The following is a 25,302-nucleotide window of genomic DNA, read 5'->3' on the forward strand; positions in this document are numbered from 1 at the left end:
CTCAGCCGGCGACCGCGACCCCCACCTTCGCGCCCGCCGCCACGATCTCGCCCCAGGTCGCATCGTCGACCCAGATCCCGTCGCGCCGCCGCGCCGCGCGCGCCTGGCGCTCGGGCTCGCCCGCGATCTGCACCGCGTCGAAACCCTGGCCCGGCGGGCTGCGGCGCAGCCAGTCGACGAACTCGCGCGCCTCCTGATCGAAGCTGGCCTGGGTGCCTAGGCGCTCGGGATCGATCAGCACGGTGAGCATGCCGTTGATCACGCTGCGGCTGGTGTCGGCCGGCCGGTGCCAGGTGCCGCCGCCGGTCAGCGCGCCGCCCAGCAGCTCGCAGGCCAGCGCCATGCCGTAGCCCTTGTGCTCGCCGAAGGTCATGAGCGCGCCGAACAGGCCGTTGCCCTGCGGCACCACCACCACGCCGGGGTCGTCGGTGGGCGCGCCCTTCTCGTCGATGAGGTAGCCCGGCGGCACGCGCTCGCCCTTGTTGTGGGCCACGCGCATCTTGCCCTGCGCCACGCGGCTGGTGGCGTAGTCGAGCACGAAGGGCTCGGCCCCCGCGAGCGGTATGCCGATGCAGCAGGGGTTGGTGCCGAAGCGCCCGTCGCCGCCGCCCCAGGGCGCGACCACCGGGCGCGAGAGCACGTTGACGAAGTGCATCGACACCAGCCCCTGCGAGGTCGCCATCTCGGCGAAGTGGCCGATGCGGCCCAGGTGGTGCGCATGCGCGAGCGTGAGGATGCAGCTGCCATGGCGGCGCGCGCGCTCGATGCCGAGCTCCATCGCCTGCACGCCCACCACCTGCCCGTAGCCGTGCTGGCCGTCGAGCGACAGCATGGTGCCGATGTCGAGGTTGATGCGCACCGCCGCGTTGGGATGCAGGCCGCCTTCGGCCACCGCGTCGATGTAGCGCGGCAGCATGCCCACGCCGTGCGAGTCGTGGCCGCTGAGGTTGGCCATCACGAGGTTGGCTGCGACCTGTTCGGCCTCGGCCTGCTGGCTGCCCGCCGCGCGCAGGATGCTCGCGACGGTGGATTGCAGGCTCTCGGCCTGCAGTGTTCTCGGCATGGTTCAGATTCCTTTGGCGTTCACGGTGATGGCGTAGAGCGAGCTGGTGGCGCAGACGAACAGGCGGTTGCGCTTGGGCCCGCCGAAGCAGACGTTGGCCACGCGCTCGGGCACCAGCAGCTTGCCCAGCAGCGTGCCGTCGGGGTGGTAGACATGCACGCCGTCGGCGGCGCTGGTCCAGATGCGGCCCTCGGTGTCGAGCCGGAAGCCGTCGAACAGGCCCGTGGTGCATTCGGCGAACACCTCGCCGCCACGCAGGCTCTTCTTGTCCGGGTTGACGAGAAAGCGGCGGATGTGCCGCGGCCCGTTCGCATCGTGGCTCGCGCCGGTGTCGGCGATGTAGAGCATGTGCTCGTCGGGCGAGAAGGCCAGCCCGTTGGGCTTCACGAAGTCGTCGGCCACTTGCTCGACCGCGCCACTGGCCGGGTCGATGCGATAGACATGGCAGGTCCCGATCTCGCTGTCGGCGCGCAGGCCCTCGTAGTCCGACAGGATGCCGTAGCTCGGGTCGGTGAACCACACGCCGCCGTCCGAATGCACCACCACGTCGTTCGGCGAGTTGAGCCGCCGGCCCTGCCAATGCGAGGCCAGCACGGTGATCGAGCCGTCGTGCTCGGTGCGCACCACGCGGCGCGCCAGGTGCTCGCAGCTCACGAGCCGGCCCTGGCGGTCGACGGTGTTGCCGTTGGTGTTGTTCGCGGGTTCGCGCAGCACCGCGGCCTGGCCGTTGCGCTCGTCCCAGCGCAGCAGGCGGTCGTTCGGAATGTCGGACCACACCAGCGTGCGCAGCGCGCCGAACCAGGCCGGGCCCTCGCACCAGCGCCCGCCGGTCCACAGCCGCTCGAGCCGCTCGGGCTTGGGCACCAGGCCCGTGAAGCGCGGGTCCAGCGTCTCGAAGCCGGTGCCTTCCAGCGCACCGAAGGGAAGCGTCGTCATCGGCCGCGCGCTCCTACATCACCGCGCCGACCTGCCAGGGCACGAACTCGTTCTGCCCGTAGCCGTGCTGCTCGCTCTTCGAGGGCGTGCCCGAGGCCGTGGCCAGCACCAGCTCGAAGATGCGCTGGCCCATCTCCTGGATCGAGGTCGTGCCGTCGACGATCTCGCCGCAGTTGATGTCCATGTCCTCTTCCTGCCGCTTCCACAGCGCCGAGTTGGTCGCGAGCTTGAGCGAAGGCGAGGGCGCGCAGCCGTAGGCCGAGCCGCGGCCGGTGGTGAAGCAGATCAGGTTGGCGCCGCCGGCCACCTGGCCCGTGGCGCTCACCGGGTCGTAGCCCGGCGTGTCCATGTAGACGAAGCCGTGCGCGGTCACCGGCTCGGCGTATTCGTAGACCGCCTCGAGGTTGCTGGTGCCGCCCTTGGCCACCGCGCCCAGCGACTTCTCGAGAATAGTGGTGAGGCCGCCGGCCTTGTTGCCCGGCGAAGGGTTGTTGTTCATCTCGCCCTCGTTGATGGCCGTGTAGTGCTCCCACCACTTGATGCGGTCCACCAGCTTCTGGCCCACCTCGCGCCGTACCGCGCGCCGCGTCAGCAGGTGCTCGGCGCCGTAGACCTCGGGCGTCTCGCTGAGGATCGCGGTGCCGCCGTGCGCCACCAGCAGGTCGACGGCCACGCCCAGCGCGGGGTTGGCGCTGATGCCCGAGTAGCCGTCGGAGCCGCCGCACTGCAGCCCGATCGTGATGTGGGCCGCGCTGCAGGGTTCGCGCGTCACGGCATTGGCGCGCGGCAGCATCTCCTCGATCAGCGCCACGCCCTTGTCGACCGTCTTGCGCGTGCCGCCCGTGTCCTGGATGTTGAAGACGCGCAGGTTCTCGCCCTCGGCGAGGTTGCCGGTCGCGAGCCAGGCGTTGATCTGGTTGGCCTCGCAGCCCAGGCCCACCACCAGCACGGCCGCGAAGTTGGCGTGCGTGGCATAGCCGGTCAGCGTGCGCTCGAGGATCTGCATGCCCGTGCCCTGCGTGTCCATGCCGCAGCCGGTGCCGTGCGTCAGCGCGATCACGCCGTCGACGTTGGGGTAGGCCGCGAGCGCCGCCGGGTTGGTCTTGCGCGAGAAGTGGTCGGCGATCGCGCGCGCGGCCGTGGCCGAGCAGTTCACGCTGGTCAGCACGCCGATGTAGTTGCGCGTGGCCACGCGGCCGTCGGCGCGCCTGATGCCCATGAAGGTGGCCTCGCGCTTCGCGGGCGCGGGCTTCACGTCGGCGCCGAAGGCGTAGTCGCGTTCGAAGTCGCCCTTGTCGGGCCCCATGTCGAGGTTGTGCACGTGCACGTGCTCGCCGGGCGCGATCGCCTTGCTCGCGAAGCCGATGATCTGGTTGTAGCGGCGCACCGGTTCGCCGGCCGCGATGGCGCGCATCGCGACCTTGTGGCCCGGCGGTATCAGGCCATGGACCTTGACGTTCTCGACGACGGTGCCGCCGAGCAGTTGCGAGCGCGCGATGACGACGTCGTCGGCGGGGTGGAGTCTTATGTAGGGATTCATCGTGTGGGGGCCGGCGCGGGATCGCCGGTCGGGGTCATTGCATGATCTTCGGCAGCCACAGCACCGTGGCGGGCCAGTAGGTGATGATGCCCAGGCTCAGCAGCAACGGCACCAGCCAGGGCAGGATCGCCATCGTCGTGCGCTCGATGCTGAGGTTGGCGATGCGCGCGAGCACGAACAGCACCATCCCCATCGGCGGATGCAGCACGCCGATCATGAGGTTGAGCACCATCACCACGCCGAAGTGCACCGGGTCGATGCCGAGCTGGTTCGAGATCGGCAGCAGGATCGGCACCAGGATCGTGATCGCGGCCGTGGTCTCGAGGAAGCAGCCGACGAACAGCATCAGCAGGTTCGCGAGCAGCAGGAAGACCCAGGCCTCCTTCGTGAAGTTGAGCACCCAGCTCGCGATGTCGGCCGTGACGCCGGTGGCGGTCAGCATCCAGCCGAAGATCGAGGCCGCCGCCACGATGAAGAGCACGGTCGAGGTCGATTCCACCGTCTCGAGGCAGACCTTGACGAACATCTTCCACTTGAGCGTGCGATACCAGAAGAAGCCCAGCACCATCGCCCACACGCAGGCCGCGATCGCGCCCTCGGTGGCGGTGAACAGGCCGGTCGCCATGCCGCCGATCAGCAGCACCGGCGTCATGATCGGCAGCACCGCCTCGAACCGGAAGACCTTGTCGGCCACGAACAGGATCGCCAGCGCGATCAGCACCGCGGGCTGCGCGGGCGCGCCGAACTTGTCGACCGCGAACCACAGCAGCGTGGGCCACAGGCACACCACCAGCAGCTCGACCAGCGCCTTCATGAGCCGCGGCCACTGGAACTTCACGTCCGCGCCCCAGCCGTTCTTGTGCGCGTAGTAGGCCACCGTGAGCATCATCAGCAGGGTCATGATCAGGCCCGGCATCAGGCCCGCGATGAACAGCGCGCCCACCGACACGTTGGCCATCATCCCGTAGATCACGAACGGCAGGCTCGGCGGAATGATCGGGCCCAGCGTGGCCGAGGCCGCGGTCACGCCGACCGCGAACTCGGTCGAGTAGCCGTGTTCCTTCATGGCCTTGATCTCGATCGTGCCCAGGCCGGCCGCGTCCGCGATCGCGGTGCCGCTCATGCCCGAGAAGATCACCGAGCCGAGGATGTTGACGTGGCCCAGCCCGCCCTTGAGCCAGCCCACCAGCGCGAGCGCGAAGTTGTAGATGCGGTTGGTGATGCCGGCGTTGTTCATCAGGTTGCCGGCGAGGATGAAGAAGGGAACGGCCAGGAGCGGGAAACTGTCGACGCCGCTCACCATGCGGTGGATGACGACGAAGCCCGGCAGGTTGCCGCTCCAGAGGATGTAGACCAGCGAGGCGCCGGCCATGGCCACGGCGACCGGGATACCGGCGCTCATGAACAGCAGAAAGACGATCTTCAGCATGTCGTGGGAATGGTTCTGACCTCAGCGGTCGTCGATCGTGGATTCGGGCCGTTCGAGCACGCAGTAGCCGCGGCGCCAGTGCACCACGCTGACCTGCACCGAGCGGACCAGCATGGCGGCGAAGCCCAGCAGGCAGACGCCGTAGACGATGTTCATCGGCAGGTCGACGATGGTCATGCTGGCGTTGTTGCCGATCTTGATCATCATCTGCACCGTCATCACCACCGCGGCCGCGAAGAAGGCGGTGCGCAGCACGTCGACCAGCAGGCCCAGCGCGCGGCCCACCTTGAGCGGCAGGTGGCGGTAGAAGAAGTCGACCTGGATGTGGTTGTTGCGCGCCACGCCGATCGCGGCGCCGACGAACACCGTGCCCACGAGCAGGTAGCGCGCGATCTCCTCGGTCCAGGAGGCCGAGTCGTTCAGCACGTAGCGCGTGATGAACTGGTAGAGGACGGTCAGTCCCAGCACCCAGAACAGGCCCAGCGCGACCCAGCCCTCGATCGTGGTGCCGGACAGGTCGACGGCCTCGTCGGTGACGTGGAACTCGCCGTCGTCGCCCAGCAGCTTTTCATCGCTCATCGTGTCTCCTCGTTGTCGTGCAAGGGCGGCCGGCCATGACGGCCGGCCGCGCGCGGCTTCACTGGATGGCGATGATCCGGTCGTAGTCCTGCTGGCGGTAGCCGTGGTCGGTCGGCTTGGTGTTCTTGAGCACGGCCTCGCGGAACGCGTTCTTGTCGACCACGATCACGTTGTTGCCCTTCTTCTTGAACTCCTCCACCAGCCGGGCCTCGGAGGCGATGATCTCGCGGCCGGTCTTCTCGGCCGCTTCCTGCATCACGTCGCTGAACATCTTCTTCTCGTCGGCGCTGAGCTTGCCCCAGAGCTGGCCCGAGACCACGGTCAGCAGCGAGTCGACGATGTGGCCGGTCAGCGAGATGTTCTTCTGCACCTCGAAGAACTTCTTCGCCTCGATGGTGGGCAGCGGGTTCTCCTGCGCGTCGACCGTGCCGCTCTGCAACGCGAGGTAGACCTCGGCGAAGGCGATCGGCGTGGCATTGGCGCCCAGCGACTTGGGGAAGGCCAGGTAGGCCGGCGCGTCGGGCACGCGGATCTTCAGGCCCTTCATGTCTTCCGGCTTGGCCACCGGCCGCGCCGCGCTCGAGGTCACGTGGCGCGCGCCGTAGTAGTTGAGCGCCGTGATGTGGTTGCCGGTCTTGTCGTCGTAGCCCTTGGCGAGCTCCCTGAACACGTCGCTCTTGGCGTACTTGAGCTGGTGCTCGGCGTCGCGGAAGATGAACGGGAAGTAGGTGATGGCCAGCGGCTTGTAGCTGTTGCCCGCGAAGCTCGCGCCGGTCAGCACGATGTCGACCGTGCCGAGCGTCAGGCCCTGGTTGATGTCGGCTTCCTTGCCGAGGCTGGAGGCCGGGAAGACCTGGATGTCGTACTTGCCGTTGCTGCGCTTCTTGATCTCCTCGGCGGCCCACACCGAGTACTTGTGGAAGGGCTCCGAGGTCTCGTAGACGTGGGCCCACTTGAGCTTGGTCTGGGCCGAGGCGAGGCCCGACACGCCGAGCGCGCCGGCCGCGAGGGCGCAGGCGGCCAGGGCCTTGAGGGCGGTGCGCTTGCTGTTCTTGCTGTCTCTGATCATGTGGCTTGTCTCCGTTGTATTCGTTGGGGCAGTTGGCAGGAATGCTGGCGAGGTGTCAGGAAGGCTTCGCGCGTCGCCAGCTCGCGCTGAATCGCTGATGGGACTTGTCCATGTGCTCGTGCATCGCGGCGCGCGCGGCCTCGGCGTCGCGCGCGGCCACCGCGTCGCGGATCGCCTCGTGCTCGGCGATGGCCGAGCGCCACGAGGACACCGTCTCGAAGTAGCCGCCCAGGCGCGTGAAGATCGGGCCCTTGCGCGAGTCCCAGAAGTTCTGCACCGTCTCGATCAGCACCGCGTTGCCGCTGGCGCCGACGATCGCGAGGTGGAAGGCACGGTCGCCCTCGAGCGGCATCACCGTGCGGTCGGCCAGTTCGCGCATGACCTCGATGGCGCGCGTCATCGCGTCGACGTCCTTGCGCTTGCCCGTCTGCGCCGCGATGGCCGCGGTCTCGCCCTCGATCACGCGGCGCGCGCGGATCAGCTCGAGCGGCCCCCATTCGGTGGGCGCCACCGGCGCGCTCGCGCGGTGCGAGCGGTCGAGCACGTAGACGCCCGAGCCCGTGCGCACCTCGACCCAGCCCTCGACCTCGAGCGCGATCAGCGCCTCGCGCACCGAGGGGCGGCTCACGCCGAGCTGCTTGGCCAGGTCGCGCTCGGCCGGCAGGCGCGCGCCCACGGCGAACTCGCCCTGGCCGATCAGCGCACGCAGCTGGTCGGCGATCTGGCGATAGAGGCGTTGGGGTTCGACGGTCTGCAGCGGCACGGAGACGAGAAGGCGAGTGGGTTTAAGGGTTGTCCTGAATTGGACAAGTGGTAAGGCCAATTCAGAATACGATGCGCGGCCCGTGCCACCCATCGGGCCAAACCCGAATCGGAGACACCATGAGATTGAAGGGAAAGACCGCGCTCGTCACCGCGGCCGGCCAGGGCATCGGCCATGCGAGCGTGCTCGCGCTCGCGGCCGAGGGCGCGCAGGTCTGGGCCACCGACGTCAATGCGCAGCTGCTCGAGCGCTACGCCGGCGTGCCGAACGTCACGGCCGCCAGGCTCGACGTGCTCGACAAGGCCGCCATCGGCGCGCTGGTGTCGACCCTGCCGCCGCTCGACGTGCTGTTCAACTGCGCGGGCGTGGTGCACAACGGCACCATCGAGCAGGCCAGCGACGACGACCTCGCCTTCGCCTTCGCGCTCAACGTGCGCGCCCAGATGTGGACCATCCAGGCCGTGCTGCCCGGCATGCTCGCGGCGGGTCGCGGCAGCATCATCAACATGGCGAGCGTGTGCTCGAGCATGAAGGGCCTGCCCAACCGCTTCGTCTACGGCACCACCAAGGCCGCGGTGCTGGGCCTCACCAAGAGCGTGGCGGCCGACTACGTCACGCGCGGCATCCGCTGCAATGCGGTGTGCCCCGGCACGGTCGACACGCCCTCGCTCGGCGACCGCATCAACGCCAACGCCGACCCCGAGGCCGCGCGCAAGGCCTTCGTCGCGCGCCAGCCCATGGGCCGGCTCGCGCGCGCCGAGGAGATCGCGCCCGTGGTCGTGTTCCTCGCCAGCGACGAATCCATCTTCGCGACCGGCCAGGCCTTCACGGTCGACGGCGGCATCACCATATGAACCAGCTCGACTTCGCCGGCCGCCACGCGGTGGTCACCGGCGGCGCCACCGGGCTGGGCTTCGGCATCGCGCAGCGGCTGGTCGCCTCGGGCGGCACCGTCACGCTGTGGGACCGCGACGAGGCCGCGGCCGCGCGCGCCGCCGAGTCGCTGGGTCCGGGCAAGGCGCGCGCGCTCAAGGTCGACGTCTCGCAGCAGCCCTCGGTGGCCAAGGCGGTGGCGGCCACGCTCGCGCAGGCGCCGCGCATCGATGCGCTGGTCAACAGCGCCGGCATCACCGGCCCCAACGCCAAGCTCTGGGACTACCCGGTGGACGACTGGCGCCAGGTGATGGAGGTCAACGTCAACGGCGTGTTCCTGTGCTGCCGCGAGGTGGTGGCGCAGATGCGCGCGCAGGGCGGGCAAGGGCGCATCGTCAACATCGCCTCGGTGGCCGGCAAGGACGGCAATCCCAACGCCAGCGCCTACAGCGCCAGCAAGGCCGCGGTGATCGGCCTCACCAAGTCGCTCGGCAAGGAGCTCGCCGACACCGGCATCCGCGTCAACTGCGTGACGCCGGCCGCGGTCAAGACCGCGATCTTCGACCAGATGACGCCCGACCACATCGCCTTCATGCTGTCGAAGATCCCGCAGGGCCGCTTCGGCACCGTCGAGGAGGTCGCGGCGCTGGTAGGCTGGCTGTGCACCGACGACTGTTCGTTCTCGACCGGCGCGGTGTTCGACCTCTCGGGCGGCCGCTCGACCTACTGATCGCCCCTTCCCACAGAACCATCCAACCACCCAAGGAAAAGCAAGCATGAAACTCGTCCGCTACGGCAACCCCGGCAAGGAGAAGCCGGGCCTCGTCGACGCCAACGGCCAGCTGCGCGACCTGAGCGCCGTCGTCAAGGACATCGGTCCCGAGCAGCTCGGCGATGCCGCCATCGCCAAGCTGCGCAAGCTCAAGACCGACAAGCTGCCGCTGGTCAGGGGCAAGCCGCGCTACGGCAGCCCCGTGGCCCGCGTCGGCAAGTTCATCGCCATCGGCCTCAACTACGCCGACCATGCGGCCGAGTCCGGCCTGCCGGTGCCCAAGGAACCCGTGGTGTTCATGAAGGCCACGAGCTGCATCCAGGGCCCGAACGATCCCGTGATGCTGCCCAAGGGCTCGGTCAAGAGCGACTGGGAAGTCGAGCTCGGCGTGGTCATCGGCACGCGCGCGCGCTACGTCTCGCAGAAGAGCGCGCTCGATCACGTGGCCGGCTACTGCGTCATCAACGACGTCAGCGAACGCGAGTTCCAGATCGAGCGCGGCGGCACCTGGGACAAGGGCAAGGGCTGCGACACCTTCGGCCCCATCGGTCCCTGGCTGGTGACGCGCGACGAAGTCGAGAACCCGCAGAAGCTCGCGATGTGGCTCGACCTCAACGGCCAGCGCGTGCAGACCGGCAGCACCAAGACCATGATCTTCAGCGTGGCGAAGATCGTGAGCTACGTGAGCCAGTTCATGACGCTGGAACCCGGCGACGTGATCACCACCGGCACCCCGCCCGGCGTGGGCATGGGCATGAAGCCGCCGCTGTTCCTCAAGAAGGGCGACGTGATGGCGCTCGGCATCGAGGGCCTGGGCGAGCAGCGCCAGGAAGTGCTGCCCTTCAAGCTCTGAGTCCGGCGGCAGCCGGGCCTCTCGCTGCCTGCCATCGACGGCCCCTTCGGGGGCCGTTTTCGTTTCCGCGCGCATTCAAATGTCCCATTGACAGAACATTGAAACTGCAAAAACATCGCCTGCATGTCGCAGATGCCCTTGCCCAAGTACCACCAGATCTACCTGGTGCTGCGGGAGCAGTTGCATGAGGGCCGCTTCGCCGCCGACGGGCTGCCGGGCGAGCTCGCGCTCATGCAGCAGTTCGGCGTGGCGCGCGTCACCGTGCGGCGCGCGCTCGAGCAGCTCGCCGCCGAAGGGCTGATCTCGCGCACGCCGGGCCGCCGCACGCGGCCCATCGGCCCGGTCGCGGGCGAGCCGCCGAGCGCGCCGGCCACCGAGCGCGCCAACCTGCGCGGCCTGCTCGAGAACCTCGTGACCATGGGCCTGCACACCTCGGTCAAGGTGCTCGAGGTCGCGACCATCACGGCCTCCTCGCAGGTGGCCGAGGCGCTGCAGTTGCAGCTCGGCGACCCGGTGCAGAAGGCGGTGCGCGTGCGCGCCACGCGCGAAGGCCCGCTCTCGCACATCACCACCTACGTGCCCGACACGATCGCGCGCCGCTTCGGCCGCCGCGAACTCTCGAAGAAGCCGATCCTGGTGCTGCTCGAGGAGTCGGGCGTGAAGGTGGGCCGGGCCCACCAGACCCTCTCCGCGCGCCTGGCCGACAACGTGCTCGCGCAGCACCTCGACGTCTCGGTCGGCTCGGCCCTGCTCGCGGTGCGCCGCCTGATCTACGACGAAGACGAGCGCCCGGTGCAGTGGCTGCACGGCTTCTACCGTCCCGACCGCTACACCTACGAGATGCAACTGTCCCGCGTCGGCAGCATCGACGCCAAGGTCTGGGTCAGCCGGGACGTGTCGGCCAAGTTCAACTGAAGACAAAGAAAAGGAAACGCCCCATGCAGACCCGTCGCCGCTTCGTTTCGCAGTCCGCCACCCTGGCCTCCGCGCTCGCCTTCCCGCTGATCGGCGGGGCCCAACCCAAGCCGCTGAAGGTGGGCGTGCTGCACCCGGTGACGGGCGCGCTCGCCTACTCGGGCCAGCAGTGCCGGCTCGGCGCGCAGCTCGCGATCGAGGACATCAACGCCGCGGGCGGCATCAAGTCGCTCGGCGGCGCGAAGCTCGAGGCCCTGCTGGGCGACGCGCAGTCGCAGCCGCAGGCGGGCGCGGCCGAGGTCGAGAAGATGAACGAGGCCGGCGTCAGCGCCATCGTCGGTGCCTTCGCCTCGGCGATCTGCCTGGCCACCACGCAGGCCGCGGCCAAGTACAACCTGCCGCACGTAGTCGACGTCGGCGTGGCCGACCAGATCGTCGAGCGTGGCCTGAAGAACACCTTCCGCTTCGGCCCCGGCTACCGCAAGTCGACCGAGGTCGCGATGGCCAACCTGCTGGTGCTCAACAAGGCCGCGGGCAACCCGGCCAAGACGGTGATGGTGATCCACGAGGAGTCGCTGTTCGGCGCCGGCACCGCGCAGCTGCTGTCGCGCGAGCTGCCCGGCTACGGCTTCGAGGTGAAGGAGGTGGTGAAGCACGCCAACCCCACGCGCGACTTCAACAACATCGTGCTGCGCATGAAGTCGATCAACCCCGACATCGTGATCCCGGCCAACTACTACAACGAGTACGCGCTGCTGGTGCGCACCATGCAGCAGCAGAAGGTGGTGCCGAAGGCGATCTTCTCGGTGCTCGGCGGCGCGGCCTCGAGCTACAAGTTCGTGAAGGAGTTTCCCGACGCGGCCAACGGCATCATCGACTGCAACCACTGGTTCAACCCCAAGGACAAGCGCGCGCAGGACCTGCGCAAGCGCGTCGAGGCCAAGGGCCAGTTCTTCAGCTACGAGGTCTTCATGACCTATGCCGCGATGTGGCTGCTGGCCGATGCACTGGAGCGTGCCAGGTCGGGCGAGCGCGCCGCGATCGTCGACGCGCTCGAGAAGAGCACCTTCTCGAACCACTTCATGCCCTATGGCCCCACCAAGTTCGTCAACGGCCAGAACGAGGGCGCGCAGCCGCTGATGACGCAGGTGGTGAAGAACGACATCAAGGTCATCATCCCGCGCGACTACCGCGAGGTGGAGCCGCTGTTCCCGCTGAAGGCATGAGCGTGCGACGCACCATGTCACGGTATTCAGGCAGCCGTCGATCAGGCGCGGAGCCCGGCGTGCGGTGTGGGGCGGGCGATCCCCTCTGCGCCGCCGAGGAGCGCAGCGTTTCGCGGATCAGGGCTCGCAGCTGTTTGAGCGAAGCGAGTTCTGCGAGACCCCGCGAAACGCGAGCACCGCAGGGCAGCCGCGAAGCGGCCGGCGCAGTGGGGTCGCTCGACCCGCACCGCATGCCGGGCGGTCTCCACCCCACGCGCGACGACAAAAAATGCTAGACCCCAGCATCCTCTTCCCCTCGGTGCTCAACGGCCTCACGACAGGCGCCGTCTACGCACTGATCGCCTTGGGCCTCACGCTGATCTACGGCGTGCTGCACATCATCAACTTCGCGCACGGCGCCTGCCTGATGGTGGCGCTGTACGCGGTGTACTTCCTCAAGGAGCGGCTGGGCATCGATCCCTACCTCGCGCTGCCCGTGGTGGTGCTCGGCATGTTCGCGCTCGGCTATGCGCTGCAGCGCGTGGTCATCAACCGCGCGGGCCATGGCAAGGACGAGAACATCCTGCTGGCCACGCTCGGCATCGCGATCGTGATGGAGAACCTCGCGCTGCTGTTCTTCAAGTCCGACACGCGCAACATCGACACCGCCTATTCGCTGAGCACCGTGGCCATCGGCCCCGCGATGATCGCCGTGCCCAAGCTGGTGGCCTTCGCGGGCGCGCTCGTGGTCTCGGGCATCCTGTTCTGGATCATGGGCCGCACCGACCTCGGCCGCGCCATCCGCGCCGTTGCCAAGGAGAAGGAGGGCGCCAAGCTCATGGGCATCGACGTCGACCACGTCTACGCCATGAGCTTCGGCATCGGCCTGGCCTGCCTCGGCGCGGCCGCCTGCTTCCTGCTGCCGGCCTACTACGTCAACCCGCAGGTCGGCGGCGGCTTCGTGCTCGTGGCCTTCACCATCGTCGTGCTCGGCGGCATGGGCAGCTTCGTCGGCGCGCTGATCGGCGGCTTCCTGGTCGGCGTGGTGGAGTCGCTCGGCGGCCTCTACCTCGGCGAATCGCTGGGACAGATCGGCATCTTCGCGATCTTCATCGGCGTGGTGCTGTTCCGGCCGCAGGGCATGTTCGGGGCCAAGGCATGAGCGCCGCGAAGCAACTCGCTGGCATCGCGATGTTCGCGGTATTGGTGGCGTGCGTGCCGCTGGTCACGACCTCGGGCGTCACGCTCAACTTCGTGATGATGGCGCTCTACGCCACGCTGATCGCGCAGGCCTGGAACATCCTCGGCGGCTTCGGCGGCCAGTTCTCGTTCGGCCATGCGCTGTTCTTCGGCACCGGTGCCTACATCCAGGCCATCGCGCAGCTGCAGGGCGGCATCAATGCCTGGGTCGCGCTGCCGCTGGCCATCGCCGGTGCGGCGCTGGTGGGCCTGTTCATCGGCGCGCTGAGCTTCCGCTACGGCCTCAAGGGCTCGTACTTCGCGCTGGTCACGCTGGCCTTCGCCGAGGTGTTCCGCATCCTCGCGCTGTCGGTCGACTTCACGGGCGGCGGCGTCGGCCTGATGGTGCCGCTGCGCGAATCGGTCGCCAACCTGCAGTTCGCCACGCGCGCCGGCTACCTGTGGGTGGTACTCGCGATGGTCGTGGTGGCGCTGCTCGTCACCTGCTGGCTGCGCAACGGCCGCTTCGGCGCCTACCTGCAGGCGGTGCGCGACAACGAGGACGCGGCGCGCGCCGTCGGCGTCAACCCCTTCCGCGTCAAGCTCGCGGCCATCGGCCTGTCGGCCGCCTTCATGGGCGCGGCCGGTGCCTTCTACGTGCAGGTGTTCCAGTACATCGATGCCGGCATCGCCTACGGCGCGGGCGTGTCGGTCGAGGCGCTGGTGGCGGCCATCGTCGGCGGCATGGGCACCGTGTGGGGCCCGGTGCTCGGCGCGGTCGTGCTGCACCTGCTGTCGGACTTCACGCGCAACCTGTTCGGCGAGCTGCCGGGCATCAACATGGTGATCTACGGCACCGTGCTCGTGCTGATCGTGATCTTCGTGCCGCGCGGCATCGCGGGCATCGGCCAGTCGGTGCGGCAGCTCTGGAACGCGAAGGGAGGCCGCGATGAGTGAATCGTCCCTGCTGGTGCTCGAGGGCGTCTCGCGTTCCTTCGGCGGGCTCAAGGCCGTGCAGAACGTGAGCCTCGCCGTGCGCGAGGGCAGCCTCAGCGCGCTGATCGGGCCGAACGGCGCGGGCAAGACCACGCTGTTCGCGCTGATGTCGGGCTTCCTCAAGCCCGACGCCGGCAGCGTGCGCTTCGCGGGCCAGGACATCACCGGCCGCGAGCCGCATCGCAATGCCGCGCTCGGCATGACCCGCACCTTCCAGATCGTGAAGCCCTTCGCCGCGCAGACCGTGCGCGAGAACATCGCGGTCGGCGCGCACCTGCACCTGCGCGGCCGCACCGAGGCGCTGCGCGAGGCCGAGGCCGTGGCACAGCGCGTGGGCCTCGCGCCGCAGCTCGACAAGCCCGCTTCCGACCTCACCGTGGCCGGCCGCAAGCGCCTCGAGCTCGCGCGCGCGCTCGCCACCCGGCCGCGCCTGCTGCTGCTCGACGAGGTGCTGGCCGGCCTCAACCCGCAGGAGATCGCCGAGATGATGCCGGTGGTGCGCGGCATCGCCGCGAGCGGCGTGACCGTGCTGATGATCGAACACGTGATGCAGGCCGTGATGAACCTCGCCGAGCACGTCTGGGTGCTGGCGCAGGGCCAGCTGATCGCCGAGGGCAGCCCGGCGCAGGTGACCTCCGACGACAGGGTGGTCGAGGCCTACCTGGGCCATGGCACCGCAGCACGGCTGCGCAAGGCCGCAACGGGAGCCGCGGCATGAGCGCATTGCTTGAAATCGAAGGCCTGCGCGGCGGCTATGGCCGCGTCGAGGTGCTGCGCGGCGTCGACCTGAAGGTGAACGCCGGCGAGATGGTCGCGCTGCTCGGCAGCAACGGCGCGGGCAAGTCCACCCTCAACAAGATGGTCTGCGGCCTCTGCCCGGCCTGGGGCGGCACCGTGCGTTTCGACGGCAAGGACCTGAGCGGCGCGCACTACCGCGACGTCGTCAAGGCCGGCCTGATCCAGGTGCCCGAGGGCCGCAAGGTGTTTCCCAACCTCAGCGTGCGCGAGAACCTCGAGCTCGGCTCGTTCACGCGGGCGCGCGAGCGCCGGGCACGGAACCTCGAGAAATCGTTCGAACTGTTCCCGCGCCTGCGCGAGCGCATGGACCAGCATGCCGGCACCATGAGCGGCGGCGAGCAGCAGATGCTGGCCATCGCGCGCGGCCTCATGGCCGAGCCCGTGCTGCTGATCCTCGACGAGCCCTCGCTGGGCCTCTCGCCGCTGCTGGTCGAGGAGATGTTCACGCTGATCCGCGAACTGCGCGACGGCGGGCTGGCCGTGCTGCTGGTCGAGCAGAACGTCGGCCAGTCGCTCGAGATCGCCGACCGCGCCTACGTGCTCGAGAACGGCAGCGTGCGCTTCTCGGGGCTGCCCGGCGAACTGCTCGTGAGCGACGAACTGCGGCGCGCCTACCTGGGACTCTGAGGCGCTCCTCCCCACGATCTCTTTCGGAGAACAACACATGAAAAGACGCGACATCCTTCTCTCGTCGCTGGCCGCGGCATGGGCCGGCAACAGCCTGGCGCAGATCGGCGGCGCGCCGGTGCGCATCCTGGTCGGCGCACCCGCGGGCGGCTCCACCGACACGCTGGCGCGCTCGCTGGCCGTGAGCATGGGCCCGGCGCTGGGCCGCAACGTCATCGTCGAGAACAAGCCCGGCGCGGGCGGCAACATCGCGGCCGATGCCGTGGCCAAGGCCGCGCCCGACGGCAACACGCTGCTGATGAGCTTCACCAGCCATGCGATCAACGCCACGCTCTATCCGAGCCTGCCCTTCGATCCGGTCAAGGACTTCACCGCGCTCACCTGCGTCGCGACCTCGCCTTCGATCCTGGTCGCCCATCCCTCGGTGCCCGCGAAGGACGTGCGCGAGCTGATCGCGCTCGCCAAGGCCAAGCCGGGCCAGCTCAACTTCGCCATCGGCGCCGTGGGCTCGTCGCTGCACATGGCGGGCGAGGCCTTCAAGATGCAGTCGGGCGTGGACATCGTGAACATCCCCTACAAGGGGACCTCGCCCGCGGTGCAGGACGTGCTCGCGGGCCAGGTGCAGCTGATGTTCGCGGCCGTGGGCAACGTCAAGGCCCACATCCAGGCCGGCAAGCTCAAGGCGCTGGGCGTGACCACGGCCAAGCGGCTGCCGGCCTTCCCCGAGGTGCCGGCCATCGCCGAGGCGCTGCCCGGCTACGAGTCGAGCGCCTGGTTCGGCCTGTTCGGCCCGGCGCGCATGCCCGCCGAGCGCATCAAGCAGATCGGCGATGCCGCACGCCATGCGCTGCAGCAGGCCGACATGCGCCAGCGCCTCGAGATCGAGGGCGCGATCCCCGTCGGCAATTCGAGCGAGCAGTTCTCGGCCTTCGTGCAGAGCGAGATCGTGCGCTGGGCCAAGGTGGTCAAGTTCTCGGGAGCCAAGCCCGAATGACCTCGACGGCTTCAGCACAGACCCTGGCGCAGAAGCTGATCGCGCGCGCCAGCGGCCGCGAGCGGGTGGCGGTGGGCGAGATCGTGACCTGCGGCGTCGACCTCGCGATGTTCCACGACTCCTCGGGACCGCGCCGCCTGCAGCCCATGCTCGAGGAACTGGGCGCGCAGATCTGGGACCGCTCGCGCGTGGTGCTCGTGATGGACCACTACGTGCCCGAGCGCGACGACGACTCGCGCCGCATCGTGCGCATCGCGCGCGACTGGGCGCGCGACCAGAAGCTGCCGCACGTCTACGACAGCCAGGGCATCTGCCACGTGGTGGTGCCGCAGCACGGCCACATCCGCCCCGGCATGCTGTGCGTGGGCGGCGACTCGCACTCGCCCACGGGCGGCGCCTTCGGTGCCTACATGTTCGGCGTCGGCAGCACCGAGATGCTCGGCGTGGTGGTCACGGGCGAGATCTGGCTGCGCGTGCCCGAGACCCTGCGCATGTGGTGGGACGGCGCGCTGCCCGCGGGCGTGACCGCCAAGGACATGATGCTGCACATGATCGGCCGCTTCGGCATGAACGGTGGCCGCTACCAGGCCGTGGAGTTCGCGGGGCCGGCGGTGGTCGCGCTGTCGATGCAGGAGCGCATGACGCTCTCGAACATGAGCGCCGAACTCGGCGCGCAGGCCGGGCTGATCGCACCCGATGCCACCACGGCCGCGTTCCTGGCCGGTGCCGGCGCGCCGCCGGTCGACATGGCGCCGTGGTTCACCGACGCTGATGCGGCGCTCACGGACCACCGCTTCGATGCCGCCACGCTAGAACCCCATGTGGCCGCGCCGCACAGCCCGGCCAATGCGCATGGCGTGAGCCGCTTCGTCGGCACGCCGGTCGACGTCGCCTACATCGGCGCCTGCACCGGCGCCAAGCTCGACGACCTGCGCGCCGCCGCGCAGGTGCTGCGCGGCCACAAGGTCGCGAACGGCATCCGCCTGATCGTGGCGCCCGCGAGCCTGCGCGACCAGGAACAGGCGCGCGAGGAGGGCGTGCTGCAGGTGCTGATGGAGGCCGGCGCCGAGCTGTTCCCCACCGCCTGCGGCGCCTGCTCGGGCTATGGCGATCCGATGGGCGACGACATCACCGTCATCTCGACCACCGCGCGCAACTTCAAGGGCCGCATGGGCTCGCCGACCGCGCAGGTCTACCTGGGCTCGCCCTACACGGTGGCGGCCGCCGCGCTGCGCGGCTGCGTGACCGATCCGCGCGAGGTGCTGGCATGAGCGGTCAGAACCTGCACCGTGTCTGGCGCCTGGGCGCCGACATCGACACCGACGCGCTCGCGCCCGGCCATGCGATGAAGCATGGCATCGACCGCATCGCGCAGCACTGCCTCGAAGCCATCCGCCCCGAGTTCGCGCGCGAGGTTCGCTCGGGCGACGTGATCGTGGCCGGCCCCAACTTCGGCATCGGCTCCTCGCGCGAGCAGGCCGCGGCCGTGCTGGTGCAGCTGGGCGTGGCCGCGGTGATCGCGCCCTCGTACAGCGGGCTCTTCTTCCGCAATGCCTTCAACGTCGGCCTGCTGCTGCTGACCTGCGCCGAGGCCGAGTCGCTGCACGACGGCGAACGCATCGCGCTCGACATCGGCACGCCCGCGCTGCGCGGCGCCGATGGGCGCACGCTGGCCTGCGAGCCCGTGCCGGGCTTCCTGACCGAGATGGTCGAGGCCGGTGGCCTGCTGCCGCTGTTGCGCCGTCGCATGGCGCCGAAGAAGGAAGCCGATGCCGCCTGACATCGATGCGCAACGCGCGGTGCTGCAGGCCGTGGTGGCGCTGCATGCGGCGCAACCGGCCGATGCCGAAGCCGCCTTGCAGGCGCGCCGGCTGCTGGTCGACACCGTCGGCTGCGCGCTCGCGGGCCGGCAGGCGGGCGAGGTGCGCCGGCTCGAGGCCGCGCTCGCCGCCTGCGAACCGGGCGGCTTCGCGTTCCCCACCGGGCAGTCGTTGTCGGTGCAGGCGGCCGCGCAGGTCATCGCCATGGCCGCGACCTGGGACGAGGCCTGCGAAGGCCATGCGCTCGCGCACGGCCGGCCGGGCGTGCCGCTGGTGGCGGCGCTGCTGCCGCTCGCATTGCGGCGCGATGCCAGCCTCGGTGACTTCGTCGATGCCTTCGTGCTCGGCTACGAGGTCGGCGCGCGCTGCGGCGCCTGGCTGCGCATCCGCCCCGGCATGCATGTGGACGCCAACTGGCCCGCGCTCGGCGTGGCGGCGGGCGCGGCGCGGCTGCTGGGCCTGGCGCCCGAGGCCATCGTGCAGGCCATCGACATCGCGGCCTGCCAGCTCGCCACCAGCCTCTACCTGCCGGTGGCGCAGGGCCGCACCGCCCGCAACACCTACCTGGGACACAGCGCCTCGCTGGGGCTGCAGGCGGCCTTCGCGAGCGCGGCCGGCATCAACGCGCCCGAGGGCGCGCTGGCCCACTACGCGGCGAATCATGCGGCGTCCTCCGCGCAGCCTTTGCCCGACGCGTCGACGCTGCTGCTGCGCGACGCCTACCTCAAGCCCTTCGCGGCCGTGCGCCACGTGCACTACGGCGCGACCGCCGCGCGTGCGTTGCGTGAACGGCTGGCCGGCGACACCACGGGCATCCGCCGCATCGTGCTCACGGTCTACGAGGAGGCGATCGTCTATTGCGGCAACCGCGCGCCGCGCACGCCGATCCAGGCGCAGTTCAGCCTGAGCTTCGGCCTCGCGGCGATGCTGCGCTTCGGCGACGTCGATCCCTCGGTCTATGCCGCGCCGCGCTTCGACGACGCCGAGCTGCGCCGGCTCGAGGCGCTGGTCGAGCTCGAGGTCGATGCCGGTCTCACGGCGCGCCGCGAGCGTGGCGCCACGCTTGCGCTGACGCACGACGGCGGCAGGCTCGAAGAGAGCGTGACCACCATCGCGGGCGACGCCCAGAACCCGCTGGACCGCGCGGCCCTGTTCGCCAAGTTCGCGCACTACGCCGCGCAGTCCGTCGCACCCGCGCGCGCCCAGGCCTTCTGCGAGGGCGTGCTCGACGCGCCCGCCGGCACCGCGCTCGGCGCGCTGTGGCAACGGCTCTGACCCGATTCCTCTTCACCACCTTCACGCCCCACCCACCATGAAACTCCTGCGCTACCTCGCCAGCACGCTGCTCGTGTGCCTGCCGCTCGTTGCCGCCGCCCAGGCCGGCGGCTTTCCCGACAAGGCGATCCGCATCGTCGTGCCCTTCCCGCCGGGCGGCGCCACCGATGCCGCGGCGCGGCTGGTCGCGGTGAAGATGAGCGAGCACTGGGGCCAGCCCGTGGTGGTCGACAACCGCGCGGGCGCGGGCGGCAACGTGGGTTCGGACCTCGTGGCCAAGGCGCCGGCCGACGGCTACACGCTGGTGATGGGCGTGACCGGTTCGCACGCCATCAACACCTCGCTCTACAGCCGGATGCCCTACGACCCGGTGGCCGACTTCGTCGCCATCAGCCAGGTGGCCGTGGTGCCCAACGTGCTGGTGGTGCATCCCTCGGTGCCCGCTAAGAACCTGGCCGAGCTGGTCGCGCTCGCGAAGAAGGAGCCCGGCAAGCTCAACTACGCCTCGCTGGGCAATGGCACGGCCGCGCACCTGGGCATGGAGATGCTCAAGGCCGAGGCCGGCGTCGACATCACGCACGTGCCCTACAAGGGCAGCGCGCCCGCGGTGTCCGATCTGCTGGCCGGCCAGGTTCAGATGATGGTCGACGGGCTGCCCTCGGCGCTGCCGCACGTCAAGGCCGGCAAGCTGCGCGCGATCGCGCTCACCAGCCTGCGCCGCTCGCCCTCGCTGCCCGATCTGCCGACCATCGCCGAGAGCTACCCGGGCTTCTATGCCGATGCCTGGTCGGGCCTGTTCGCGCCCAAGGGCACGCCGCAGCCGGTGGTCGACAAGCTCTCGGCCGAGGTGCAGCGCATTCTCAAGCTGCCCGAGGTGCGCGAGAAGCTGGCCGCGCTGGGCGCCGAACCGGTGGGTTCCACGCAGGCGGAATTCGCCGCCCACGTGAAAAAGGAAATCGACAAGTGGGCCAAGGTCGTGAAGACCAGCGGCGCCAAGGTGGATTGAAATGAAACACGAACAGCCGGACGCGGAGGACGCGAAGGTTTCGCGAAGAACGCAAAAGGGATTCAGGAAAACTTTCGAGGTTTTCTTTCGCGACCTTCGCGGAACCTTCGCGTCCTCTGCGTCCGGAAGTCCGATCCCGTTTCGTGCCCATCCGTCGCCTCGTGCGATGCGGGTGGCACTCAGTGCAATGGAAAACTGACATGAACGACACACTCGACCCCGTCACGCTCGCCGTGCTGCGCGGCCGCCTCGAGCAGGTGGCCGACGAGATGGACGCCACGCTCTACCGCAGCGCGTTCAATCCCATCATCGCCGAGGCGCACGACGCCTGCCACGGCCTGTACGACGCGACCAGCGGCGACACGCTGGTGCAGGGCAAGTCGGGCCTGCCGGTGTTCGTCGGTGCCATGGCCTTCGCGGTGCGCGCCACCGTCGCCGCGGCCGCGCCGCGCGGCGGCATGAAGGACGGCGACATCTGGATCAGCAACGATGCCTACGACGGCGGCACGCACGCCAACGACTTCAAGCTGGTCAAGCCCTTCTTCCGCAACGGCAAGCTCTACTGCCACATGGCCTCGGCCGCGCACTGGCACGACGTGGGCGGCGCGGTGCCCGGCAACTACAACCCCGCGGCTACCGAGTGCTGGCAGGAAGCGGTGCAGATCCCGCCGGTGCGCATCGTGCGCGACGGCAAGCTCGATGCCGACGTGCTCGCGATCCTGCAGGCCAACACGCGCCTGCCCGACAGCTTGTGGGGCGACCTCAACGGCCAGCTCGCGGCGCTCGAGCTCGGCGCGAAGCGGCTGAACGGCCTGCTCGACGAGTACGGCGACGACCTGGTGCTGAACGCGCTCGGCGAGCTGCGCGGCCGCGCGCTGCGGCTGATGCGCTCGCACATCGCCTCGCTGCCCGACGGCCGCTACAGCTTCGAGGACCTGCTCGACAACGACGGCATCGTGAACGAGCCGCTGACCATCGCGCTCGACATGACGGTGGCCGGCGACCGGCTGCTGCTCGACTTCTCGCGCACCTCGGCGCAATGCGCGGGACCGGTCAACATCTCGCGCGCCACCGCCGTGGCGGCCTGCTACGTCGCGCTCAAGCACCTGTTCCCCGACGTGCCGGCCAATGCCGGCGTGCTCGACGCGGTGGACTTCGATATCCCCGACCGGCTGGTGATCAGCGCCGAGCGCCCGCGTCCGGTCGGCGGCTACACCGAGACCATCCTGCGCATGATCGACGTGATCTTCAGCGCCGCCGCGCAGGCCGATCCCACGCGCGCCGTCGCGCAGGCCTACGGCACCATCAACGCGCTGTCGATCGCGGGCCACCGCAGCGACAAGGGCCGCGAGGGCCAGCGCTGGGTGATGTTCAGCTTCTTCGGCGGCGGCCATGGCGGTCACTCGGGCGGCGACGGGCTCTCGCACGGCAATGCGCCGATCTCGACCGCGACCATTCCGCCGCTGGAGATCCTCGAGGCGGCCTATCCGGTGCGCTTCACCGAATGGTCGCTGCGCGCCGATTCGGGCGGCGACGGCCGGCACCGCGGCGGCCTCGGCGCCGTCTACGAGATCGAGCTGCTCGAGCAGGACGCCGAGGTCTTCGTGTTCGGCGAGCGCGGCACCTCGCCGCCCAAGGGCATCGCGGGCGGCGGCGCGGGCGCGGTCAACGTGTTCCGCTACGAGAACGCGGGCGAATGGCACGTGCCGCCGATGGTCTCGAAGATGCGCGGCATCCGGCTCGAGCGCGGCGAGCGCGTGCGGCTCGAGACGCCGGGCGGCGGCGGCTGGGGCGAGGCCGCCGAGCGGCCCGCGGCGCAGCGCGCGGCCGACCGCGCGATGGGCTATGTGACGACCGGCAACGACAAGAACGACAAGGACGAGGCATCCGAATGAGCTCCCCTGGCAACCCCCGCAATTCCCTGGTCGTCGGCGTCGACGTCGGCGGCACCTTCACCGACCTGTTCGTGCTCGACGAGGCGAACGGCACGGCGCGCATCGTCAAGGTGCCGTCCACACGCGGCGAGGAAGCGCGCGGCTTCATGAACGGCGTGGCACGCGTGGCCGATTCGGCCGCGGCCATCGCCACCATCGTGCACGGCACCACCGTCGGCACCAACGCGCTGCTCGAGCGCAAGGTGGCGCGCACCGGCATCATCACCACGCGCGGCTTCCGCGACGTGCTCGAGATGCGCCGCCGCGACCGGCCCCAGACCTGGGGCCTGCGCGGCAGCTTCCTGCCCGTGGTGCCGCGCGACCTGCGCCGCGAGGTCGACGAGCGCGTGCTGGCCGACGGCACCCTGCACACCGCGGTCGATCTCGACCAGGTGCGCGCCGAGGCGCGCGCGCTGCTCGAGGCCGGCTGCGAGGCGGTCTGCGTGTTCTTCATCAACACCTACGCCAACCCGGCGAACGAACGGCTCGCGGTCGCGGCAGTGCGCGAGCTCTGGCCGAATCCGCACGTCACATCGGCCAGCGAGGTGCTGCCCGAGATCCGCGAGTTCGAGCGCTGCTCGACCGCCACGCTCAATGCCGCGCTGCAGCCGGTGGTGGGCAGCTACCTCGGCCGGCTCGAGTCGGACCTGCGCGCGCAGGGCTTCGCGGGCGAGCTGCTGGTGGTGCAGAGCAACGGCGGCGTGATGTCGCGCCAGACCGCGAGCGACCTGCCGGTGCGCACCGCGCTGTCGGGCCCGGCCGCCGGCGTGATCGCCTGCGCGGCCATCGCGCGCGCGGCCGGCTTCCCGAACGCGATCACCGGCGACATGGGCGGCACCTCGTTCGACGTCTCGCTGGTGGCCAACGGCGAGGCCGCGCTGGCGGCGCAGACCGCGATCGAGTTCGGCATGGTGATCCGCTCGCCGATGATCCAGATCGAGACCATCGGCGCGGGCGGCGGCTCCATCGCCTCGGTGGATGCGAGCGGCATGCTGCAGGTGGGCCCCGAGTCGGCCGGCAGCGTGCCGGGCCCGGCCTGCTACGGGCGCGGCAACATGCGCCCCACGGTGACCGATGCCAACGTGCTGCTGGGCCGCATCGCGGCGGACCGGCCGCTGGGCGGCGGCCTGCTCGCGGCGCTCGACGGCGAGAAGTCGCGCCAGGCCATCGAGGAGCACGTCGCGCGCCCGCTGGGCCTGGACGTGCATGCGGCCGCCGAGGCCATCCTCACGGTCGCCAACGCACGCATGGCCGGCGCCATTCGCCTGGTGTCGATCGAGCGCGGGCACGACCCGCGCCGCTTCGCCTACATGCCCTTCGGCGGCGGCGGCGCGCTGCACGTGTGCGCGATGATGCGCGAGGTCGGCGTGGCCACCGGCATCGTGCCGCGCTATCCCGGCGTGACCTCGGCGCTGGGCTGCGTGATCGCCGACATGCGTCACGACGCGGTGCAGACCCTCAACAAGCCGCTGGCCGAACTCGACGTGGCGGACGTCCAGCGTCGCATCGACGAGCTGGCCGCGAGCTGCCAGCAGCGCCTCGACTCCTCGGGCGTGCGCTTCGAGGAGGTGCGCGAGGTGATCGCGCTCGACATGCTCTACGCCGGCCAGACGCACACGCTGCCCGTGGTGCTGGGCAGCGCGCCGCTCACGGCCGCGGCCATCCGCGCCGCCTTCGAGGCCAGCTACACGGCCGCCTTCGGCCGCGTGCTCGAGGGCATCGCGATCCGCGTGATGAACCTGCGCTATGCACGCATCGGCGTGCGGCCCAAGTTCGACCTCAAGGTGCTCGCGCCCGAGGGGCAGGGCAGCACCGCGCCGCTGGGCACGCAGCGCGTGTTCCATGACGGCCGCTGGCACGAGGCGCAACGCTATGCGCGCCTCGAGCTGCCGGTGGCCGCGCGCATCGAAGGGCCCGCGATCCTCGAGCAGGCCGACACCACCGTGTGGCTCGAACCTGGCTTCCATGCCGAGGTCGATGCGCACGGCAACCTGCTCGTGAGGCTGTCATGAGCGAAACGAAACACCCGATCGCGGCACGCACCGCGCTGGTCGTCATCGACCTGCAGAACGACTTCCTCGACCCAAGGGGCGCCTATGCGCGCGGCGGCGACGCCAACCCGCCCGCGCTGCTGCTACCGGCGCGCGTGGCCACGGTGGCGCGCGCGCTCAAGGCCGCGGGCGGCATGGTGGTGGCGAGCCAGTTCACGCTGTGGCCCGATGCCGCGGGCGAGCCGATGGTGTCGCCGCACCTGAAGGCGCTGCGCCCCTACCTCGCCAAGGGCGACTTCGCGCCCGGCAGCTGGGGCCAGGCCAACGTCGACGCGCTGGTTGGGCTGGTCGACGTGACCGTGAGCAAGGTCGCGTACTCGGCCTTCTTCAACACCCAGCTCGACTGGGTGCTGCGCCGCGCGGGCATCGACACGGTGGCGGTCTGCGGCATCGTCACCAACGGCGGCGTCGCGAGCACGGTGCGCGATGCGCACATGCGCGACTACCGCACGCTGGTGCTGGCCGACGGCTGCGCGGCCTTCGGCGAGGAGCGCCACCAGACCTCGCTGGCCGACATGCGCAACGTGGCCGAGGTGACGGACTGCGCGGCCTTCGCCGCGTCGCTGCGATGAAGTACAACAACCGGACGCAGAGGACGCGAAGGTTTCGCAAAGAGCGCGAAAAA

The 25,302-nt window shown here is 69.9% G+C and carries 24 protein-coding genes; 17 read left to right on the plus strand and 7 right to left on the minus strand.

Translation table 11 applies throughout. From position 1 onward, the window contains the following. Nucleotide 1: 1 nt before the first annotated feature. The 7 genes from INQ48_04705 to INQ48_04735 all read right to left on the minus strand — a co-directional run bounded on the left by INQ48_04705 (nt 2) and on the right by INQ48_04735 (nt 7,379). Nucleotides 2-1,063 carry a malate/lactate/ureidoglycolate dehydrogenase gene (locus INQ48_04705; GenBank protein QRF58556.1) on the minus strand — a complete coding sequence of 354 codons (1,062 nt, stop codon included), beginning with the start codon at nt 1,061-1,063 and terminating at the stop codon, nt 2-4. Nucleotides 1,064-1,066: 3 nt separating this feature from the next. Continuing rightward, nucleotides 1,067-1,999, minus strand: a complete 933-nt coding sequence (locus INQ48_04710) for an SMP-30/gluconolactonase/LRE family protein (protein ID QRF58557.1) — start codon at nt 1,997-1,999, stop codon at nt 1,067-1,069. A gap of 13 nt (nt 2,000-2,012) precedes the next feature. Beyond that, complete coding sequence (locus tag INQ48_04715) at nt 2,013-3,539, minus strand: altronate dehydratase (GenBank protein QRF58558.1); 1,527 nt, start codon at nt 3,537-3,539, stop codon at nt 2,013-2,015. 34 nt (nt 3,540-3,573) lie between these two features. After that, complete coding sequence (locus tag INQ48_04720; protein ID QRF58559.1) at nt 3,574-4,968, minus strand: TRAP transporter large permease; 1,395 nt, start codon at nt 4,966-4,968, stop codon at nt 3,574-3,576. A gap of 21 nt (nt 4,969-4,989) precedes the next feature. Next, a complete protein-coding gene (locus INQ48_04725; GenBank protein QRF58560.1) occupies nt 4,990-5,547 on the minus strand; it encodes a TRAP transporter small permease in 558 nt (185 codons plus the stop codon). Nucleotides 5,548-5,605: 58 nt separating this feature from the next. Then, nucleotides 5,606-6,571 (minus strand): sialic acid TRAP transporter substrate-binding protein SiaP, encoded by a 966-nt coding sequence (locus tag INQ48_04730; protein QRF60613.1) that lies wholly within the window; start codon nt 6,569-6,571, stop codon nt 5,606-5,608. 100 nt (nt 6,572-6,671) lie between these two features. Further along, nucleotides 6,672-7,379 (minus strand): FadR family transcriptional regulator, encoded by a 708-nt coding sequence (locus INQ48_04735; GenBank protein ID QRF58561.1) that lies wholly within the window; start codon nt 7,377-7,379, stop codon nt 6,672-6,674. 119 nt (nt 7,380-7,498) lie between these two features. Here INQ48_04735 and INQ48_04740 point away from each other — a divergent pair, with 119 nt between their 5' ends. The 17 genes from INQ48_04740 to INQ48_04820 all read left to right on the plus strand — a co-directional run bounded on the left by INQ48_04740 (nt 7,499) and on the right by INQ48_04820 (nt 25,249). Then, entirely contained in the window at nt 7,499-8,233 is a 735-nt protein-coding gene (locus INQ48_04740) for an SDR family oxidoreductase (GenBank protein QRF58562.1), read from the plus strand. Beyond that, on the plus strand, nt 8,230-8,982 hold the full coding sequence (locus tag INQ48_04745) for an SDR family oxidoreductase (protein ID QRF58563.1): 753 nt from the start codon (nt 8,230-8,232) through the stop codon (nt 8,980-8,982). The genes INQ48_04740 and INQ48_04745 overlap by 4 nt, the downstream gene beginning before the upstream one ends. A 46-nt stretch (nt 8,983-9,028) precedes the next feature. Further along, a complete protein-coding gene (locus tag INQ48_04750; GenBank protein ID QRF58564.1) occupies nt 9,029-9,877 on the plus strand; it encodes a fumarylacetoacetate hydrolase family protein in 849 nt (282 codons plus the stop codon). A 132-nt stretch (nt 9,878-10,009) separates the two neighbouring features. After that, nucleotides 10,010-10,792, plus strand: a complete 783-nt coding sequence (locus INQ48_04755) for a GntR family transcriptional regulator (protein ID QRF60614.1) — start codon at nt 10,010-10,012, stop codon at nt 10,790-10,792. A gap of 23 nt (nt 10,793-10,815) precedes the next feature. Further along, a complete protein-coding gene (locus tag INQ48_04760) occupies nt 10,816-12,018 on the plus strand; it encodes an ABC transporter substrate-binding protein (GenBank protein ID QRF58565.1) in 1,203 nt (400 codons plus the stop codon). 268 nt (nt 12,019-12,286) lie between these two features. Further along, complete coding sequence (locus tag INQ48_04765; GenBank protein ID QRF58566.1) at nt 12,287-13,159, plus strand: branched-chain amino acid ABC transporter permease; 873 nt, start codon at nt 12,287-12,289, stop codon at nt 13,157-13,159. Beyond that, on the plus strand, nt 13,156-14,133 hold the full coding sequence (locus INQ48_04770; GenBank protein QRF58567.1) for a branched-chain amino acid ABC transporter permease: 978 nt from the start codon (nt 13,156-13,158) through the stop codon (nt 14,131-14,133). Before INQ48_04765 ends, INQ48_04770 begins: the two co-directional genes overlap by 4 nt. Then, nucleotides 14,126-14,890 (plus strand): ABC transporter ATP-binding protein, encoded by a 765-nt coding sequence (locus INQ48_04775; GenBank protein QRF58568.1) that lies wholly within the window; start codon nt 14,126-14,128, stop codon nt 14,888-14,890. Before INQ48_04770 ends, INQ48_04775 begins: the two co-directional genes overlap by 8 nt. Beyond that, the gene (locus INQ48_04780; protein QRF58569.1) at nt 14,887-15,597 is read left to right on the plus strand and encodes an ABC transporter ATP-binding protein; all 711 of its coding nucleotides are present in this window, start codon (nt 14,887-14,889) and stop codon (nt 15,595-15,597) included. Before INQ48_04775 ends, INQ48_04780 begins: the two co-directional genes overlap by 4 nt. Before the next feature lie 37 nt (nt 15,598-15,634). Beyond that, nucleotides 15,635-16,591, plus strand: coding sequence for a tripartite tricarboxylate transporter substrate binding protein (locus INQ48_04785; protein QRF58570.1), 957 nt, complete (start codon nt 15,635-15,637; stop codon nt 16,589-16,591). Next, a complete protein-coding gene (locus tag INQ48_04790) occupies nt 16,588-17,862 on the plus strand; it encodes a 3-isopropylmalate dehydratase large subunit (GenBank protein ID QRF58571.1) in 1,275 nt (424 codons plus the stop codon). The genes INQ48_04785 and INQ48_04790 overlap by 4 nt, the downstream gene beginning before the upstream one ends. Continuing rightward, nucleotides 17,859-18,371, plus strand: a complete 513-nt coding sequence (locus tag INQ48_04795; protein ID QRF58572.1) for a 3-isopropylmalate dehydratase — start codon at nt 17,859-17,861, stop codon at nt 18,369-18,371. Before INQ48_04790 ends, INQ48_04795 begins: the two co-directional genes overlap by 4 nt. After that, nucleotides 18,361-19,686 (plus strand): MmgE/PrpD family protein, encoded by a 1,326-nt coding sequence (locus INQ48_04800; GenBank protein ID QRF58573.1) that lies wholly within the window; start codon nt 18,361-18,363, stop codon nt 19,684-19,686. The genes INQ48_04795 and INQ48_04800 overlap by 11 nt, the downstream gene beginning before the upstream one ends. 37 nt (nt 19,687-19,723) lie before the next feature. Continuing rightward, nucleotides 19,724-20,692, plus strand: a complete 969-nt coding sequence (locus INQ48_04805) for a tripartite tricarboxylate transporter substrate binding protein (protein ID QRF58574.1) — start codon at nt 19,724-19,726, stop codon at nt 20,690-20,692. Between the two features lie 200 nt (nt 20,693-20,892). Continuing rightward, the gene (locus INQ48_04810) at nt 20,893-22,587 is read left to right on the plus strand and encodes a hydantoinase B/oxoprolinase family protein (GenBank protein QRF58575.1); all 1,695 of its coding nucleotides are present in this window, start codon (nt 20,893-20,895) and stop codon (nt 22,585-22,587) included. Continuing rightward, nucleotides 22,584-24,638: a hydantoinase/oxoprolinase family protein gene (locus INQ48_04815; GenBank protein QRF58576.1), complete on the plus strand. Its 2,055-nt coding sequence runs from the start codon at nt 22,584-22,586 to the stop codon at nt 24,636-24,638. The genes INQ48_04810 and INQ48_04815 overlap by 4 nt, the downstream gene beginning before the upstream one ends. Then, nucleotides 24,635-25,249, plus strand: a complete 615-nt coding sequence (locus INQ48_04820; GenBank protein QRF58577.1) for a cysteine hydrolase — start codon at nt 24,635-24,637, stop codon at nt 25,247-25,249. The genes INQ48_04815 and INQ48_04820 overlap by 4 nt, the downstream gene beginning before the upstream one ends. The last annotated feature ends 53 nt before the right edge of the window (nt 25,250-25,302 follow it).

The organism is Variovorax paradoxus, from assembly GCA_016806145.1.
In the GTDB taxonomy this organism is placed as follows: domain Bacteria; phylum Pseudomonadota; class Gammaproteobacteria; order Burkholderiales; family Burkholderiaceae_C; genus Variovorax.